This is a genomic window from Pseudomonadales bacterium (genome assembly GCA_024234165.1).
Lineage (GTDB): Bacteria > Pseudomonadota > Gammaproteobacteria > Pseudomonadales > UBA5518 > UBA5518.
Genome location: JACKOP010000002.1, coordinates 245,284 through 260,752 on the forward strand (window position 1 = coordinate 245,284; position 15,469 = coordinate 260,752).

The following is a 15,469-nucleotide window of genomic DNA, read 5'->3' on the forward strand; positions in this document are numbered from 1 at the left end:
TTCTCCCGCGCTGCTGCTGTATCGGGTGATGCGCATGCGCTTGAAGCAGCACGGCAGCGTCCACAGCCCGAAGACCGCGCTGGAGCTGCTGCGGCGAATCCAGCAGCACCGCGTCACTATCGGCACGCAACACCTGACCGGTATTGGCAAGATCACACCCCAGCAACTCCAACTCTTCGAGGCCTTGACCGTCAAAGCACCCGCCTGAAGCGCTTGTTGTGGCATTTTGACTTACGTCACCAAGTCAAATCAAACACTTGCGTGATTAGCTGCGGAACTTGGGGGCACACATCCTCGACTTCCTCTACGAGGTGATCCGCGCCTTCGAGTCGCGCTACTTCGTGCAGATCCGTCGCCACCATCGCCACACCGCCGCTGAGTACGCCGCCCAGCGCGCCGAGCGCACCCAGCTCGAACTGCCCCTCACAATCCCCGACGAGCCGTCCGACCCGGTCTTCTGAGCCATCGTCAGACCGTCGCCACAGCGCCTCGCAGCCGCCGGGCGCTGCGGTTGCGTCGCACCCAAAACGCGGTCGACACCGGCAGCGCCAATGCCGGACACCTCGCAATATCACATCACGGCTGCAGACCATCAGAAAGCGTGATCAGCTCGCCATCGATTACCGTGGTCATGCTCAATTCGCAAGGCCGAGGAACAGGAGCAGCGGCGTCAGGCGTTGGCCGAGGAAAAGCGCAAGACCCCGCGCTTCCTGGGACACGGCGTTTCGGCACATCTGAGCTTTGCTGGGGGCGATGCCACCAACCTCGCCGCAAGAGGACTCCCTCAGCCGGAGGATGTCGAACAACTGGCGGGATTGATTCGACTCGACCCCAGTGAAGTGCTTTGGCTCAGCTACGAACGCGCCGCCACGTCGGTCGATCACTACACGCGCTTCGAGATCCCCAAGAAGTCAGGGGGACGCCGCCTGATCTCTTCTCCGAAGCCGAAGCTGCGCGTCGCGCAGTCGTGGATCGCCAAGAATATCCTGGATCTCTTGTCACCGTCGCGACACGCCATGGCGTTCCGCCCGGGAATATCCATCGTCGACAACGCCTCACAGCACCTAAACGCGGCGATCGTGGTGAAGCTTGATCTCAAGGACTTCTTCCCCTCGATCGGCTTCACCAGGGTGCGGGGGTACTTCGAGTACCTGGGTTTCAACCCAGGGATCGCGACGATCCTTGCACTGCTTTGTACGGATGCGCCGCGCGTAAAGCTGACGCTCGATGGGCGAGCGAAGTACGTGGTGATGGGCGAGCGAAGTTTGCCGCAGGGAGCATGTACATCACCGGCGCTGGCCAACCTGATCGCGACCCGCCTTGACGGCCGATTGGCCGGTCTGTGCGCCGCGCTGGAGTCCACCTGGACCTACACGCGCTATGCCGACGACTTGACCTTATCGTGCCTTGATGAACATGCCGACGTGGGTCGACTGCTGAAGGCAATCGAGCGGATTGTCAGCGACGAGGGATTCCGGATCAACACGGCCAAGACCGCCGTGATGCGCGCGCCTGGAAGACAGGTCGTGACTGGCCTGCTGGTCGGCGAGCAGATCCGCCTTTCCCGCCGAGACCTGCGACGCCTGCGCGCCTTCCTGCATCGCTGCGACAAGGAAGGAGTGGAGGCAGTGTCACGTGCGATCGGAAAAGACGCACTATCGGTGGCGCGCGGGCACCTCGCATACGTCACTATGGTGATGCCCGAGCACGCCGCTAATATCAAACAGCGGTACGCCTGGCTATGACGAACCGTCGAGCGTCCGCAATCCTCAATTGGGCGGGCAGCAAGGCGTGTGTGGCCAAGGTGCTTGCCCAACTCGATCCCCCGCGTTTCAAGACGTACTACGAGCCCTTTCTCGGTAGCGGGGCCGTGTTCCGCGGGTTGGCATCTCCAAGAGCTTCCTGTCGGACATAAACCCGCGCTGATTAACGTCTATCGTGCTGTTCAGACGTAACCGTCCATTTGGAATCGAAGTGGCATTTGTGGCACAACGCCAGTGGTTTGGCGGCGTCCTGATGCCGAGCGCGCTGAAGAGTTCTTGCTGGATGGCGTCAGGCGCATTGATGCCGCGCAGGGTGTCTTTGCCCGCCTTGACCCGATGACGCTGGATGGTCTTGAGGGTCGCAGTCGGTGAATGACCATTACCCGTCGCCTTGAACTTTTGCCGCATGATCCGATGGAGTTACCAAGGCCAGGAAGCAGATCAGCGCATGGGCACGGATACGCTCGGGCAGGCGGTGATGCACGGGAGCAATTTTTCGATATCGCTCTTGAGCACCCGAAAGCCACGCTCGATGTCGGCCAGTGCCTTGTAGCGGGCCTGGTCGCCCGGGGTTGTTCATCCGCATCAAGCGTCTGCCCGAACTCCACTCGGCATGAGCACGTGGAAACACGCCGTTGTCATCAGCTTGCAGCCTCAAGCCTTGCGTCGCCTCCGGATGGCTGCCAATGCGGTCAGTCCGAACCCCAACAGGCTCAATGCGCCCGGTTCCGGAACCGGATTGTGGGGATCTTCGTTGATTCCGATACGAATGCGGTACGATCCGTCGTTGTCGTCAAACGCACCAGGGGCGCCATTGAAGCCGAATGCATCGGAAATTCCGACAAACATGCGAGTCGCGCCAGTCGGTGCAATGAATTCCTGCACCACACTGCTCGACGTCACACCGTTACCGATGTAGAAGATTTGCGCCAGGCCTGGGGTGATGCTGAGGAAGTCGACACCCAGGCCGCTTATCGAGAAATCCAGCCGTACGGGTGCCGTGCCGTTAGGGATGCTGTCGTCAAGGAATACACCAACCAACGCACCCTGCGTACCAAGATAACCGCTGATGCCTCCGAATGAAGCAATGCTGCTGCTGCCGGGTATACCGTTGCCGTCCGGGCCATATAAGAGCCCTCCAAATCCGTTGAAGAAGCTGATCCCACCCGCTGCGGGATCGAGCACCTTGATCACATCGCCCGCTGCAACAGCGAAACCTGGCGGCATGGTTTCCTGGATTTCCTCGGGTGTCGGGCCACCGTGACGCAAAAGACCACCGGGCCACGGATCGCTCGCGGGCGGAACGGTCAAGTCCGTACGCCCCGCAAGCCAGATCGCATCGCTGCCCGCGATCGGCAGCTCAAGAATCATCGCGTGAACAGAAGCGCTGCAAGCGAGCGTGGCAGCAACGGCGAGTGTCGATAGCGCAAATTTGGCTTCCATGACGGTCATCTCCAAGAAAGACCCGGATTCGTTCGAATATCCAAATCAACGTGAGAAGTCAGGCAAGCTACACGCCACAAATCCTATCTGACTATAAATCAACATGTTATTTTCGGCAGCTCAAACCGTCATAACGGAATGTGTAAAGAAAACCGACAGATCGCCGTCGCTTTGAAAGCTGTTGATTTCAGATCATTCAGGCTTACCGAATCTGCGTGAACGGCACACACGGGCCAGTCCATTCAAATTCCGGCCTGGTTCCCGCTCAGTTGCAAGCCGACCACACCGGCAATGATGACGGTGAGAAAGAAAAGCTGCGCCCGCGTCAGGTGTTCATGGAAGAACACGGCACCGATCGCGGCGATCACGGCAATGCCAACTGCGGACCAGATCGCGTAGGCGACGCCGATCTGGATCGACTTCACCGCCAGCGACAGGCTGGCAATGCTGGCGACATAGAAAACGATCATGCCGACCGATGGCAGCAGGCGGCTGAAGCCATCCGAAAGTTTCAGGCAGGTGGTGCCGGAGATCTCCAGTGCGATTGCTGCAAGCAGATAGAACCAGTGCATCGTGCCTCCACGCTCGTCCTCATGTACCAACTGCCGCGTCGCGCCAACGCGCGGGACTGCTGCCCTTCGGCACCAGGATCGGGTCTTCCCAGTCGGCGGGCGTGACCTGCATTTTCACTGCCGGCGCCAGCCGCCGCACCTCGCCGAGAGGCGTGGCGCGCGTGATCATCTCGGGCGCTGACAGCCGATGCGGGGCATCACCGAACGCCTTGCGCAACTCCGCGCGGTCCATCACGCCGAGCGTCTGGTACCACATCGCGGCACGCGTCAGGCTGATCGAGACGTGGTAACTGCCACCTTCGCGGGCACGACGGAGCAGCGCTGCAATCGCGCCGGCCGCACCGAGGTAGCCCGCTACATGATCGTTGATCAGCAAGGTCGAGGGCAGCGCCGGGCGACCGTCGATGGCTTCCAGTACGGTGAGGCCGGACGCCGCCGAGCCGAGCATGTCGAAACCGCCACGCAGCGCCCACGGCCCGTCCCAGCCGTAGCAACGGATCGTGACCACGATGATGCCCGGGCGCCGCTCGGCCAGCTCCTCCGGCGAGAAACCGAAGCGTGTCAGAGCGCGGCCACGGTAGTTGTCGACGAACACGTCGGCGCCGGCAGCCAGTTCGCGCGCCGTGCGGTTCTGCTGCGGGATGTTCAGATCGAGAAAGGTCGAACGCGAGCCGACGTTCGCATCCAGGTAGACCCATTCGTGTTCGAAGTCGTCCGGCCGGTTGAACTGCAGTACGTCGGCACCGTGTTCGGCCAGCGTGCGCCCCACCGTGGGGCCGGCAATCGCGTGGGTCGCTGCCAATACACGTACGCCCGCCAGCGGTCGGGCACCAGGACGCCACGGCTCGGGTGCACTGTTGCCAAGCTTGCGGATATCGATCAACGGCGTCTTCGCCAGCAACGCGCCCTGCGGATGCGCGAGCCACTCGGCCGGCGTGCGTGCGATGCAGACGGTGAGTGCGCGTGCGTTCGCCTCGTCTTCCAGCACCTGCGCATCCCGAGCGTGAATTGCAGCCCGCACCGCAGCCGTGGTCGGAGCACACCCAAGAAACTCGACCCAGCCCTTCGACTGGTGTGGATAGACGGCCGAGGCATAAACGAAACGACCATCGCGGGTCTCGTAGGCGTGCGTCCGCTCGATCGGGTTCTCGACGTGAAAACCCGGATACGGCTGGCCGTCGAGCGTAGGGAAAGCGGTCATTTCCGGGAAGATACCGTGCGCTGCACGCGCAATGTCGATCTCGAGAGCCTGTCCTGCACCGTTGCGTTGCCGCCACGCGATCGCGGCGCCCGCGGCACACGCCATCGCCGGCAGCGCGAAGGCTGTCGCGAGCGGAGTCGCGCTGGGAAACAGCGGTTCGTGACCCAGGAAACGGATCGCTGCACCGGTGTCGGCAGCTGCCAGGCCCAGTTCGCCCATCAGGCGCAAGAACTGGTCTTCGATCGATGCGGGGGAAACGCTTGTCACACCACGGGCAGCGGGCAACAGCGTCAGGGCGCCCGTTGCCAGCGCACCGGAAAGAAAATCACGACGGCCAGCCATTCCTCGGATCTCCCGGAGCCCGGAAACGGTGAGTCTGGCAGTTCGGCGGCGTCACCACAACGAAACGCTGCCGAAGCCGCCAGGCGGCATCTCCGGCAACGTCACTGGCGACAACTGCGCACCGCGGCGTCTTGTCCGCGGTGCGCAGTGGCGGCTCAGTACCCGAAGTTCCAGGTCAGCGTGGCCCCGATCAGGCGTGGTGGAACCAGCCCCGCACGCGTGAAGTTGCTGCTGCCACCGATGGCGTGTGCCGCCGGAATCGAGAACACGTTGTCCGTGTCTTCGTCCGTGAGGTTCTTCACCCACAGCGTTGCATCCCAGCGCCCATCGTCGGCGCGCAACCCCGCATACAGGTTCAGCAGCACGTAGTCGTCGAACTTCTGCAGCGGCGCCAGGCGATCCTTGCGCTCGCCCATATACGTCAGCAACGGACGCACGAAGAACTCACCGATCGACGTCGGTATGGTGTACTCCGCGTTGAGGTTCGCTGACCAGTTCGGGATCGAGCTCACATGCTCCCCCCCGATATCGCAGGTCGCCACCTCGATCGCGGGGTCGGCCAGCTCGGCAGCCGTGAACGGCCGGTTGCAGGGACCCTTCTCGCCGCTGTCGAACCTTGCGTCGGCGTAGCTCACACCACCACTCAACTGGAAGTGCTCACCGATCAGGGCAGTCCACTCGACTTCGGCTCCCTGGATCACGGCGTCGGCATTGAAGATCAGTCCGCCCTGCGCCAGCTGGGGCACACGGTTCAGACCCTGCTGTACCAGCACGTTCACCGTGGTCGCCTTGGGCTGGTATTTGCTGTACTTCTGGTAGAACGCCGCCGCGGTGTAACGCAGCGTGCCGTCAAAGGCCAACCCCTTGTAGCCTACCTCGAACGAGTCACTGGTCTCACCGTCGAAGATCAGTGTCTTGGCAGCCAACTGCGCCGGGGTGATCGTCGTGCCCGATGGCCGGAAACTACGATCCAGCGACAGATACACCATGTCGCTGTCGTTCAGGTAATGCGATACCTTGATGCCGCCAGTGACTTTCCGCTCGGTCTTCTTCGTCAGATCCAGCGGAATGTAATCGCCAACACGAACACGCGACGTGAAGATGTTGGCAACGCCAGCACTCGTCAGATTCGGATTCAGGAACGCGAAGGCCGGATTCGTGATCGGCCCGACCTCGGGTGCCGGATGATAGTTGTTGATCAGGTCGGCCGTGACCCTCGCCCAGGTATCGATTTCCTGCCAGCGCAGGCCAACCTGAAGGTTGGTGCGCTCGGTGAGCTCGAAACGGTTGTGCATGAACACAGCCAGCGGCCTGCGCCCGTTGGGGATCGCCAGGTGCTGGATCAGATCACCGTTGCGCAACCCTGCCATGGCGCCGTAGATCGAAAACGGACCACCGAGATCGGTGCTGTTTTCGCTTTTTCCCGTCGCACCGAAATCTTCCCAGAAGACGCCGAGCGTGTAGTTCCAGAACGGGTTGTCGTTGCTGTTCAGGCGAATTTCCTGCGACCAGTCCACGTTGTAGGTGTGTGTATTCTGCATCGTGGGAAGCGGGTTCAGGTGGCCATAGTCGATATCCATCCAGTTGTTCTGGTCCCACTGCCTGCGGCCGGTAACCGATGTCAGGGTATGGTTTTCGAACTCCCACTCGATACGCAGCAGGACGTTCTTGCTGCTCATGCCAAGGTCGCTGCTGCTCCCGAGGATGGATTTCCCATCAGAACCCTTCAGTGACAACCCGGCGAGCCACGAGGGCGCCACTGCGCGGCGCGCAATGTTCCACTGCACCAGTTGGGCGGCCTGCGCCACCGTGGGGTCGTTGGACGCATCGGCATCGTTGATGCGTGCCAGCATGGCGTTGTAGGCCATACTGGCTCCTGCCGCTGCTGCATTGATGTTGCCGATCACGTTGCCGACATCACCCTGGGATGGCCCCGGAACCTCGGCTTCGACATCGGCACGTTCGAAAACCAGGTTGATGCGCGCCTGCTCCACCGGTTGCCAGTCGAGCGACAGACGCCAGCCGCTGTTCTCGTGATCTTCCTTCTGGCCCGTCACGATGTTCTTGTACTCGCTGCCATCGTTCTTGTCCCACAGGCCGGCGACCCGCAGTGAGAGCTTATCCTCGATGATCGGCAGGCTGACGCCGAATTCGGTCTGCGATCCGTTGTTATCCGAGAAACTCTGCCGCAAGGTACCCTCGAACGCTTCCATGTCAGGGCGTTTCGTGTGGATCAGAAGAGCACCGGCCGGGTCGGTACGCCCTTGCAGGGTTCCCTGCGGGCCGCGCAGCACCTCGATGCGCTCCAGGTCGAAAAAGGTCATGAAAGCAACCGGTGCCCGGATCGGCACCTCATTCCAGTAGAACGAGATCGGCGGAGCGGCGTTATTGTCCGGGTCGGCCGTGATGCCGCGCAGCGTCACGCTCTGACGCCGGGCGTCGTTGCGCGTGGACAGCAGCCCCGGCGTCATCGACTGTATGTCGTCCAGGGACACGACGCGGAACTTTTCGATCTGATCTGCGGTTACCGCGTTCACGGTCGCTGGAATGTCCATGACGTTCTCCGCGCGCTTCTGCGCGGTCACGATCACTTCCTCCAGCACCGCCTGCGCAGCAGCGTACGAAGCGCCGAAGCCAAGCCCCATGATGCCGGCCACGGCCACAGCCAGCGGACGACGCGCACCGGTCGTCTGCAGTCCTTGTCTGATCATTTGTCGTCTCCAGGAGTGTTTTGGAACGGGTGAGTTCCTGTTGTTGTTTTGCCGCGATACAAGAACCCTCGTCGAGTTTACTGAGCTGAAATCGACCGCTCATCATGCAAATGCTGTATGTTTTTTTCTTCTATGTAAGGGAACAAGGGTTCGCCTGCAACATCCCGAGGATCTCGTCGATGACCCGCTCCCGCGCCTCCTGGATCAGCCAGTGCCCCGCATCCAGTTCGACGAAACGGTACGGCCCCCTCATCTGGTGATGGCTGGCCTCCACCGCCGCACGGCCGATCGCGGTATCGCGGTTGCCCCAGATCAGTAATGTCGGCGTGCCGGTCGGTCCGAAGCGAACCTTCTCGTCGTGCGGGTCGATGCCGCGGGTACCGCGGTACCAGTCGAGCGCTGCCGTCAGCGCACCGGGCTGGGAGAACACCTCGAGGTAGTCTGCATTCTCCGCGTCGCCGCTCTCGGCCCAGACACGTTTCAGCAGCTCGCAGTCGCCAGCCGAAAACGCCGCTTCCGCTGCACCCGGCTCGCGGAAGAACGTGATGTATGCGCTGCGTTCGGCCTGGTCCGGGTCGTTGCGGATCGCCTCACCGAGGACACCAAGGTGCGGCACTGACAGTGCCGTCCAGCTCGCGATGCGCGACGGCTCCACCGCCAGTGCCGACCAGCCGGCACCGGCGCCCCAGTCGTGGCCGACCAGGTGAAAACGCTCCCAACCCATCGCATCCGCCAGGGCAAACACGTCGGACGCGATCGCCGCGTAATCGTAGTTGACGCTTCCCTGCGGGCGGGCACCGGGGCTGTAGCCACGCTGGTCCGGTGCGAGGGCGTGAAACCCTTCCGCCTCGAGTCGCTGGAGCAGCGGCAGCCACATGCGCGAGGTTTCCGGAAAACCGTGCAGCAGCATCACCGGCTCACCCCCACTGCCGGCTTCACGACAGCGGAAACGCATGGTGTTCGCTTCGATCTCACGAATCACTACAGCCATCGCAGCCACCTCTCTCTACAGCATTTCCACCTTCACTTGCTCGATGTCGCCACCAAAACGAAACGGCACCTGGTAGGCATCACTGACCGGCGAACCGTGTCCCGGCGAACCGTGTCCCTGTCCCACTGCAAAGCTGCCGTAGTACGAAGGCAAGCCGACGTTGGCAAGCCGACCCTCGGCGACCAGTTCGCCATCGATGAACAGCCTGGCAGCGCCACCTGCCCATGGACGCGGATCGTCACGGGTGAATTCGAAACTCACGCGCGTCCTGGTACCGGTCGGCAGTGCCCGGTTGGAGGTCAGCCGGTCGTGGTGCTTACCGAAATAGTTGTTCTCGTAGACCAGCCTGCCGCCCTTCACGTACAGCGTGAAACCGCCGTTGCGCCCGCCGCAGGTGAGAAGCGTACCTTCTGCCCCCTGCGCCGGCAGCGAGAGTTCGACTGTGATGCGATGGGAGCGCAGGAAACTTGGCGCTGCAGCCGCCGGCATCGCCAGACCGTTGCCGAACACGAACTCCTTGCGTCCCGCGTACAACGAAGGCTGCGGATCACCGCCAGGGTTTGGCAGGCCGTTGCCGAGCGGGTAGACCTGGTTGCGCCGCGCTTCGCCATCGAACAGGCGTTGCAGCTCGTGCAGTTTGTCCGGATAGCGTGCGGCCAGATCATGGGCCTGGCTGAAATCCTCCGCCACGTGATACAGCTCCCAGCGATCCTTCGCGAAATCCTCGTCGCGGTTGAATACCTGCCGCCACGGCGGCGCGTGCATTGCCGACGCCATCCAGCCGTCCTTGTAGAGCCCGCGGCTACCCATCATCTCGAAGTACTGCGTGCGCGGCGGCTCGGGCGCATCGGCGCGCTCCAGCGTGTATGCAAAGCTGCGGCCATCGAGTGCGAGTTGCGTCACACCATCGACTGACCGTGGCGCTTCGATGCCGATCAGCTCGTAGAGCGTCGGGACCACGTCAGCCACGTACGTGAACTGCTGGCGCAACCCGCCTTTGTCCTTGATGCGCGCCGGCCAGGAAATCACCAGCGGATTGCGTGTACCGCCGAAATGCGAGGCCACCTGCTTCATCCACTGGAACGGCGCATCGGTGGCCCACGCCCAGGCGCTGGCGTAGTGGTTGTCGTAGGTCGCATTGCCGAGCTGATCGATGCGCTGCAGGCGTTCCGCCAGCGAATCAGGCGGTACACCCAGGAAAAACTCGGCGATGTCGTTATCGGAACCCTCGAGCCCGCCTTCGGCGCTCGCTCCATTGTCGCCGACGATGTAGATCACGAGCGTGTTGTCTCCCCGCGGTCCGCTGCGCACGGCCTGCAGCAGGCGGCCGACCTCGTGGTCGGTATGCGCGAGGAACGCCGCGTACACCTCCATCTGCCGTGCCAGCAGGCGGCGCTGATCCGCGTTCAGCGAATCCCACGCCGGCAGTTCCTCCGGGCGCGGCGTCAGTTCGGTATCGGGCGGAACCACACCAAGGCGCTTCTGCCGTGCGAGGATCTGCTCGCGCAACACATCCCAGCCCTGGTCGAAGCGGCCACGGTACTTCGCGATCCACGCTTCAGGCACGTGCAGCGGCGCGTGGGTGGCTCCAGGTGCAAGATAGAGAAAGGTCGGTCGGTCGGGCTTCAACGCATGCTGTGCGTTCATCCAGCCGATTGCCTCGTCGACGATATCGGACGTGAGGTGATAGCCCTGTGCCGGCGTTGCCGGTGCATCCACCAGCGTGGTATCGCGAAACAGCACCGGCTCCCACTGCGTGGTTCCACCGCCCATGAATCCGTAGAAGCGGTCGAAGCCGAGCGCGGTCGGCCAATGGTCGAAGGGGCCGGCCGGACTGAGTTCCCAACCCGGTGTGTTATGCCATTTGCCGAAGACCGCCGTGCCGTAGCCGTGGCTGCGCAGCACCTGCGCAACGCTGGCGGTATTGCGTGCCCACAGCCCGTTGTAGCCCGCAAACCCGCGCTCCACTCCGGACGCAATGCCGAAGCCGACACGATGCGGGTTATGACCGGTCAGCAGCGAGGCGCGCGTGGGCGAACAGATCGCCACCGTGTGGAAGCGGTTGTAACGCAGTCCTTCGGCCGCAAGTCGATCCAGCTCGGGCGTCTCGGCTGGACCACCGAAGGTGGAGGCTGCTCCGAAGCCGACGTCGTCGAGCAGGATCAGCACGATGTCGGGAGCGTCGGCCGGCGCTGCGGGCGGCTGCGGCCATGTCGGCGCTTCGCCGCTGGCAGAAGCAGCAGGTGCAACCGCCAGACAGCAAGCCAGCAACAGCCAGCCGATCGTGGTCGTGGTCTTGTTCATATCGTTCTCTCCACTGGTACGCGCAGCTCATTATGACCTGAGCCGTACCACCCATGCCTACAGGGCGTTCGTTGTGATCAACGATCCATGGAGAAAGACGATGGGCACACCCACCCTGCATGCAGGGTGGGCACACACACTGCAAGAAAGCTTGCAGGCGAAGAGTCAGACGAAATGCGTGGCAAGACCGCTTCCGCTCAGAACTTCCAGGCGTAGCTCGCTCCCACTTCCCATTCGTCCATGCGCAACGTGATGCGCTGCACGGGGTCGAGCGGGTTGGCGCCGCGCACCGTCTTCTCCGGTGCATACATCACGGCGAAGCTCCATTCACTGGATTCGGCGATGCGTTGCGTGAACCCCGCGGTGAAGTGCTGTTCCATGATTCCGGGCGCGAGGATGTTGAACAGCACCTCGCTCGACGGGATCGGCTGATCGGTGAAGCTGTAGCCTACGCGCCAGGTCCAGTCCCTGCAGACCGTCCACTGGTAGCCCAGCTTGAACACCGTCATGTCGCGCCAGCCGAAACCTGCGCCCTTGTCATCACCGAGTTGTGCAGTCATCAAGCCCGGCAACATCCGGCGTCCAACCGAGGGGATATCGCTGTACCAGATGCGCTGCACATCGAACACCAGTCTGGTGGTGGGGCTCGTATCCCAGGCCAGGCCGATGGTCGCGGTGGCCGGAATATCGAAACCGCCCTTCTCGGCAAACAGACCGCTGTAGCGGTCGAACTCGTCCATGTAGATCTTGGTCTGGTAGGTAGCACCCAGCACGAGTCCCGGCTGCACCTCGTGCGTCACTCCGATACGTGCCCCATAGCCGAAGGAATTGTCATGACCCTTGTCGGTCACTCGCGCGGGATCGCGCGAGAAACCCATGGCCGCGAAAGCCGCCAGACCGGTGCCCTCGAAGCGCTGGTAGGCAAGAATCGGGCTGATGCCAACTGCGGTCGACTCACCGATCTGCTGGGCATAACTGATGTTCACGAAAAGCTGCGCGAGATCGACACCTGCGCCAGCCTTGCCACCGAAGGCACCACCGTAGAAGGTGCCGGCCCCACCGCCTGCCTTGCCCGGCCAGTCGGTGTTCATGCCACCGTTGCCGTACACGCTGACGCCGATCGCGCGCTCGTCGTCGATCATGTGGTTCCAGCCGAAGTGCGGAATCAGGAAATACTCGCTGCCGCTTTTCACGGTCCCGGGCGTGAGCCCGAAGCTGCCCGGAGCCCCCGAGGGATTGCCACGCACCGTGTACGAGCGGTGCGGGCTGAATATCAGCGCACCCGCGTCGATACGATCGCCAACCTTGACCATGCCGGCCGGATTGGTGGCTGCAGCCAGGGCATCCTGCGGCAGCGCCACACCGGCACCGGCCAGCGCCTTCTCCTTCATGCTGTAGCCGTGCGAGAAGTAGCCGTTGGTTGCGAGAGCGCCAGGTGCTGCGAGCAGCGCAGCAATGGCACCGGCCAGCACGGTGTGCTTCTGGTGCATGAAGTCCTCCATGGTCCAAGTGATGGATTCGGCCGCGCGAGTGCGGTCGCAAAAAAGGCGCGCAGTATACCGGTATGGTCAATGCATCATGATTGGCAATGATCGTTACAACTACCACGCCCCTCACATTGCGAGGCGAGTGACGCAATGCCGATGGCCCCATTCGACCACGGCACGGGGCGATCCGGTATAGTTGCCGCCCTCAGGTATGGCCACGATCCTCGCGGTCACCACGAGCACGCACAATCCTCCGGAGTGGCAATGGAACTGAGCGCGTTGTTCCCGAACGGCTATCTGCATTATCTGCTGGGCGGCCTGCTGATCGGTGCCGGCACGGCTCTGTTGTACATCGGCGCCGGACTGGTCGGCGGCATGAGCGGCGTCTATTCCTCGGTGTGGTCGTGGGTCTCGCGCGCACCACACTTCCAGCAGCCACGCATTCGTGGCGGTCGCAACTGGCGGCTCGTGTACGCGGGTGGACTGCTGCTCGGCGCGGCGCTGTGGCTCTGCTTCGGTGGCGAGGCCTGGCAGACCGGCGTCAAGCCGTGGCAACTGCTGCTCGGGGGATTCATTGCCGGCTTCGGCGCACGCCTGTCGAATGGCTGTACCTCGGGCCACGGCATCTGCGGCATGGGCTCGTTGCAATTGCCGTCGTTTCTCGCCGTGCTGACCTTTCTGGTAACCGCGATCGCGACCGCACAACTGCTGCGTGCGATCGGCATCGCCTGAGGAGGGATACCCGCATGAAGAAGTCCGCGATGCTGTTCGTGCTCGCAGGTGGCCTGATGGCCGGCTACGGCCTGAGTCTCTCGACGATGATCCGTCCCGAGGTCGTGCTCAACTTCCTGCGCTTCGAGGATCTGGGTCTGCTGCTGGTGCTGGGCGGCGCAGTCACGGTGGCACTGCTGGCGTTCCAGCTCGCACCACGTGTGATGGACAAACCTCTGGCGGCCGCAGGTTTCGGTGTGCACTACTCGGTACTGAACGCGCGCACCATCGTCGGTGCGGCGATCTTCGGTATCGGCTGGGGCATCTGCGGTGTGTGCCCGGGCCCTGCCCTTGCCGGCCTCGGCGCTGCCAACTGGCCGCTGGGATTTGCGCTGGTCGGCATGCTTGCCGGCGCCTACGTCCAGGGTCAGTTCTTCGGTGAATCTCCGACCAGCAACGATGCGTAGGGGTCAGCGCCGCTGACCCGTACGGCGCCGCTGACCCGTACGGCGCCGCTGACCCGTACGGCGCCGCTGACCCGTACGGCGCCGCGACCCGTACGGCGCCGCTGACCCGTACGGTCAGCGGCGTTTCTCTTTTGTCGCCAGCATCAGCAACAGCAAGAACAGCGCTGCAAACGCAGCACTCCACAGACTGGCTGCAAGCAACAAGGCCGTGTCGTAGGGCAAACCCGTGATCGTGAGCCGCAACACGGCAGCGATCGACACCGGTACGGCCAGCAGATAAACCCACGGCCAGGCGTTCGGATCCTTCAGGCAGCGCAGCATGCGCGTGCGGATCATCACGTTCGAACTCAGGGTGCCCAGGGCGCCGACGGTGATCGCGTGAAACACCGAGGAAAGCGCAAGGGTGCCACCAAGCAGGCTCCAGCCGATCAGTGTCCAACCGGCGACCAGCCAACCATAACCCGTCAGCAGTGCAAGGAAATCCGGCCGGTCGAGGCAGTGCCAGATCTGCCAGCGCAGCATCCTGATCAGGGTGAGCACTGCGCAGGCAAACAACAGCAGCGCCTCGACCGTGGAAACCCACGCCACAGGCAGCAGGTTCAGCAGCAGGAGTGCAGCCAACAGCAACAGAACGGCAGCCTCGAATCCCGGTTGCACTCGCGCATCCAGTGCCCTGCCCTTGTCTTGCATATGGCCCGCAATCGCCGGAGCGAGCATGCGTCCGCCCATGAAGAACATCAGCGCGCTCAGCAACAGGATCGCTTCAAGCAGCATCTTCCTCGCAAGCAATGCGCGGTCTTCCATCCCGACCACCAGATGGAACGCCGCCATGCTGAAACACAGGCCGAGCACGATGACGCCTACCGCCTTGTTGCGCCATTTCTTTGCGGTCTTCAGGAACACCGGCACGGTTTTCCACGCCAGTACGAACACGAAAGCGAAATTCAGGAGCGCCGCTGCAGGGCTTGCGGGCCAGCCGAGGAAAGTGATGCGCGCCAACAGCCACAGGCCGATCATCGCGAGAATTTCGCGTCTGGGCTGCGGACCCAGCAAATAGCCGGTCATCACGGCCAGCGCAAAACCGAACAGCATTTCGTGCCCATGACCCCAACTCACCCGCAAGCCCGGCGGTGCAGGCCACCAGCCGAACTGGCCTGCCACCGACCACGGCAGGATCAGAGCGGAGTGGATCGCCGCCAGCGGAAACCAGTACACATTGGCAAAGACGGGCTTGCTTCTGCTCTGACTCATCCAATACGCAAACCGGAACGAAATGGCACGCGGAGATTAACACCGCAACGAATGCGCGCAAACACGCGGTGTTTTCTGCAGGAGCCCGCGCTATGCTCGGCTGCACTCGTCATCGTGCACCGGCCGGTGATGCGCCTGCCCCGAAGCCGTGTCGCAAACCATCACGTGGCGTGTGGCTACGCCTTCGCATCGGGAGGCGTGTGCCGCAGGGATGGATTTACGGCGT

At 62.8% G+C, this 15,469-nt stretch carries 13 protein-coding genes; 5 read left to right on the forward strand and 8 right to left on the reverse strand.

The window, feature by feature from the left end:
* Positions 1-34: 34 nt before the first annotated feature.
* From H7A12_06865 to H7A12_06875, 3 genes are all read left to right on the forward strand, one after another.
* Complete coding sequence (locus tag H7A12_06865; protein ID MCP5320529.1) at positions 35-208, forward strand: hypothetical protein; 174 nt, start codon at positions 35-37, stop codon at positions 206-208.
* A gap of 70 nt (positions 209-278) precedes the next feature.
* A complete protein-coding gene (locus tag H7A12_06870; protein MCP5320530.1) occupies positions 279-461 on the forward strand; it encodes a hypothetical protein in 183 nt (60 codons plus the stop codon).
* A gap of 216 nt (positions 462-677) precedes the next feature.
* The gene (locus H7A12_06875; protein ID MCP5320531.1) at positions 678-1,745 is read left to right on the forward strand and encodes an RNA-directed DNA polymerase; all 1,068 of its coding nucleotides are present in this window, start codon (positions 678-680) and stop codon (positions 1,743-1,745) included.
* A gap of 672 nt (positions 1,746-2,417) precedes the next feature.
* Here the strand turns inward: H7A12_06875 and H7A12_06880 are convergent.
* From H7A12_06880 to H7A12_06910, 7 genes are all read right to left on the reverse strand, one after another.
* Positions 2,418-3,206 (reverse strand): PEP-CTERM sorting domain-containing protein, encoded by a 789-nt coding sequence (locus H7A12_06880; GenBank protein ID MCP5320532.1) that lies wholly within the window; start codon positions 3,204-3,206, stop codon positions 2,418-2,420.
* Between the two features lie 242 nt (positions 3,207-3,448).
* Positions 3,449-3,778, reverse strand: coding sequence for a multidrug efflux SMR transporter (locus H7A12_06885; protein MCP5320533.1), 330 nt, complete (start codon positions 3,776-3,778; stop codon positions 3,449-3,451).
* A gap of 19 nt (positions 3,779-3,797) precedes the next feature.
* Positions 3,798-5,321 (reverse strand): CoA transferase, encoded by a 1,524-nt coding sequence (locus tag H7A12_06890; GenBank protein MCP5320534.1) that lies wholly within the window; start codon positions 5,319-5,321, stop codon positions 3,798-3,800.
* A 155-nt stretch (positions 5,322-5,476) separates the two neighbouring features.
* Positions 5,477-8,032, reverse strand: a complete 2,556-nt coding sequence (locus H7A12_06895; GenBank protein ID MCP5320535.1) for a TonB-dependent receptor plug domain-containing protein — start codon at positions 8,030-8,032, stop codon at positions 5,477-5,479.
* Between the two features lie 130 nt (positions 8,033-8,162).
* Complete coding sequence (locus H7A12_06900; GenBank protein ID MCP5320536.1) at positions 8,163-9,023, reverse strand: alpha/beta hydrolase; 861 nt, start codon at positions 9,021-9,023, stop codon at positions 8,163-8,165.
* A gap of 15 nt (positions 9,024-9,038) precedes the next feature.
* Positions 9,039-11,327 carry an arylsulfatase gene (locus H7A12_06905; protein ID MCP5320537.1) on the reverse strand — a complete coding sequence of 763 codons (2,289 nt, stop codon included), beginning with the start codon at positions 11,325-11,327 and terminating at the stop codon, positions 9,039-9,041.
* Between the two features lie 197 nt (positions 11,328-11,524).
* Positions 11,525-12,817 carry an outer membrane protein transport protein gene (locus H7A12_06910; GenBank protein MCP5320538.1) on the reverse strand — a complete coding sequence of 431 codons (1,293 nt, stop codon included), beginning with the start codon at positions 12,815-12,817 and terminating at the stop codon, positions 11,525-11,527.
* 261 nt (positions 12,818-13,078) lie between these two features.
* On the opposite strand from H7A12_06910, the gene H7A12_06915 reads away from it, so the two are divergent.
* Both H7A12_06915 and H7A12_06920 read left to right on the forward strand, forming a co-directional pair.
* Complete coding sequence (locus H7A12_06915; protein MCP5320539.1) at positions 13,079-13,546, forward strand: YeeE/YedE family protein; 468 nt, start codon at positions 13,079-13,081, stop codon at positions 13,544-13,546.
* Positions 13,547-13,560: 14 nt separating this feature from the next.
* Positions 13,561-13,992 (forward strand): YeeE/YedE family protein, encoded by a 432-nt coding sequence (locus tag H7A12_06920; GenBank protein MCP5320540.1) that lies wholly within the window; start codon positions 13,561-13,563, stop codon positions 13,990-13,992.
* Between the two features lie 114 nt (positions 13,993-14,106).
* Here H7A12_06920 and H7A12_06925 read toward each other — a convergent pair whose 3' ends face one another.
* Positions 14,107-15,243, reverse strand: coding sequence for an NnrS family protein (locus tag H7A12_06925; GenBank protein MCP5320541.1), 1,137 nt, complete (start codon positions 15,241-15,243; stop codon positions 14,107-14,109).
* Positions 15,244-15,469: the final 226 nt, after the last annotated feature.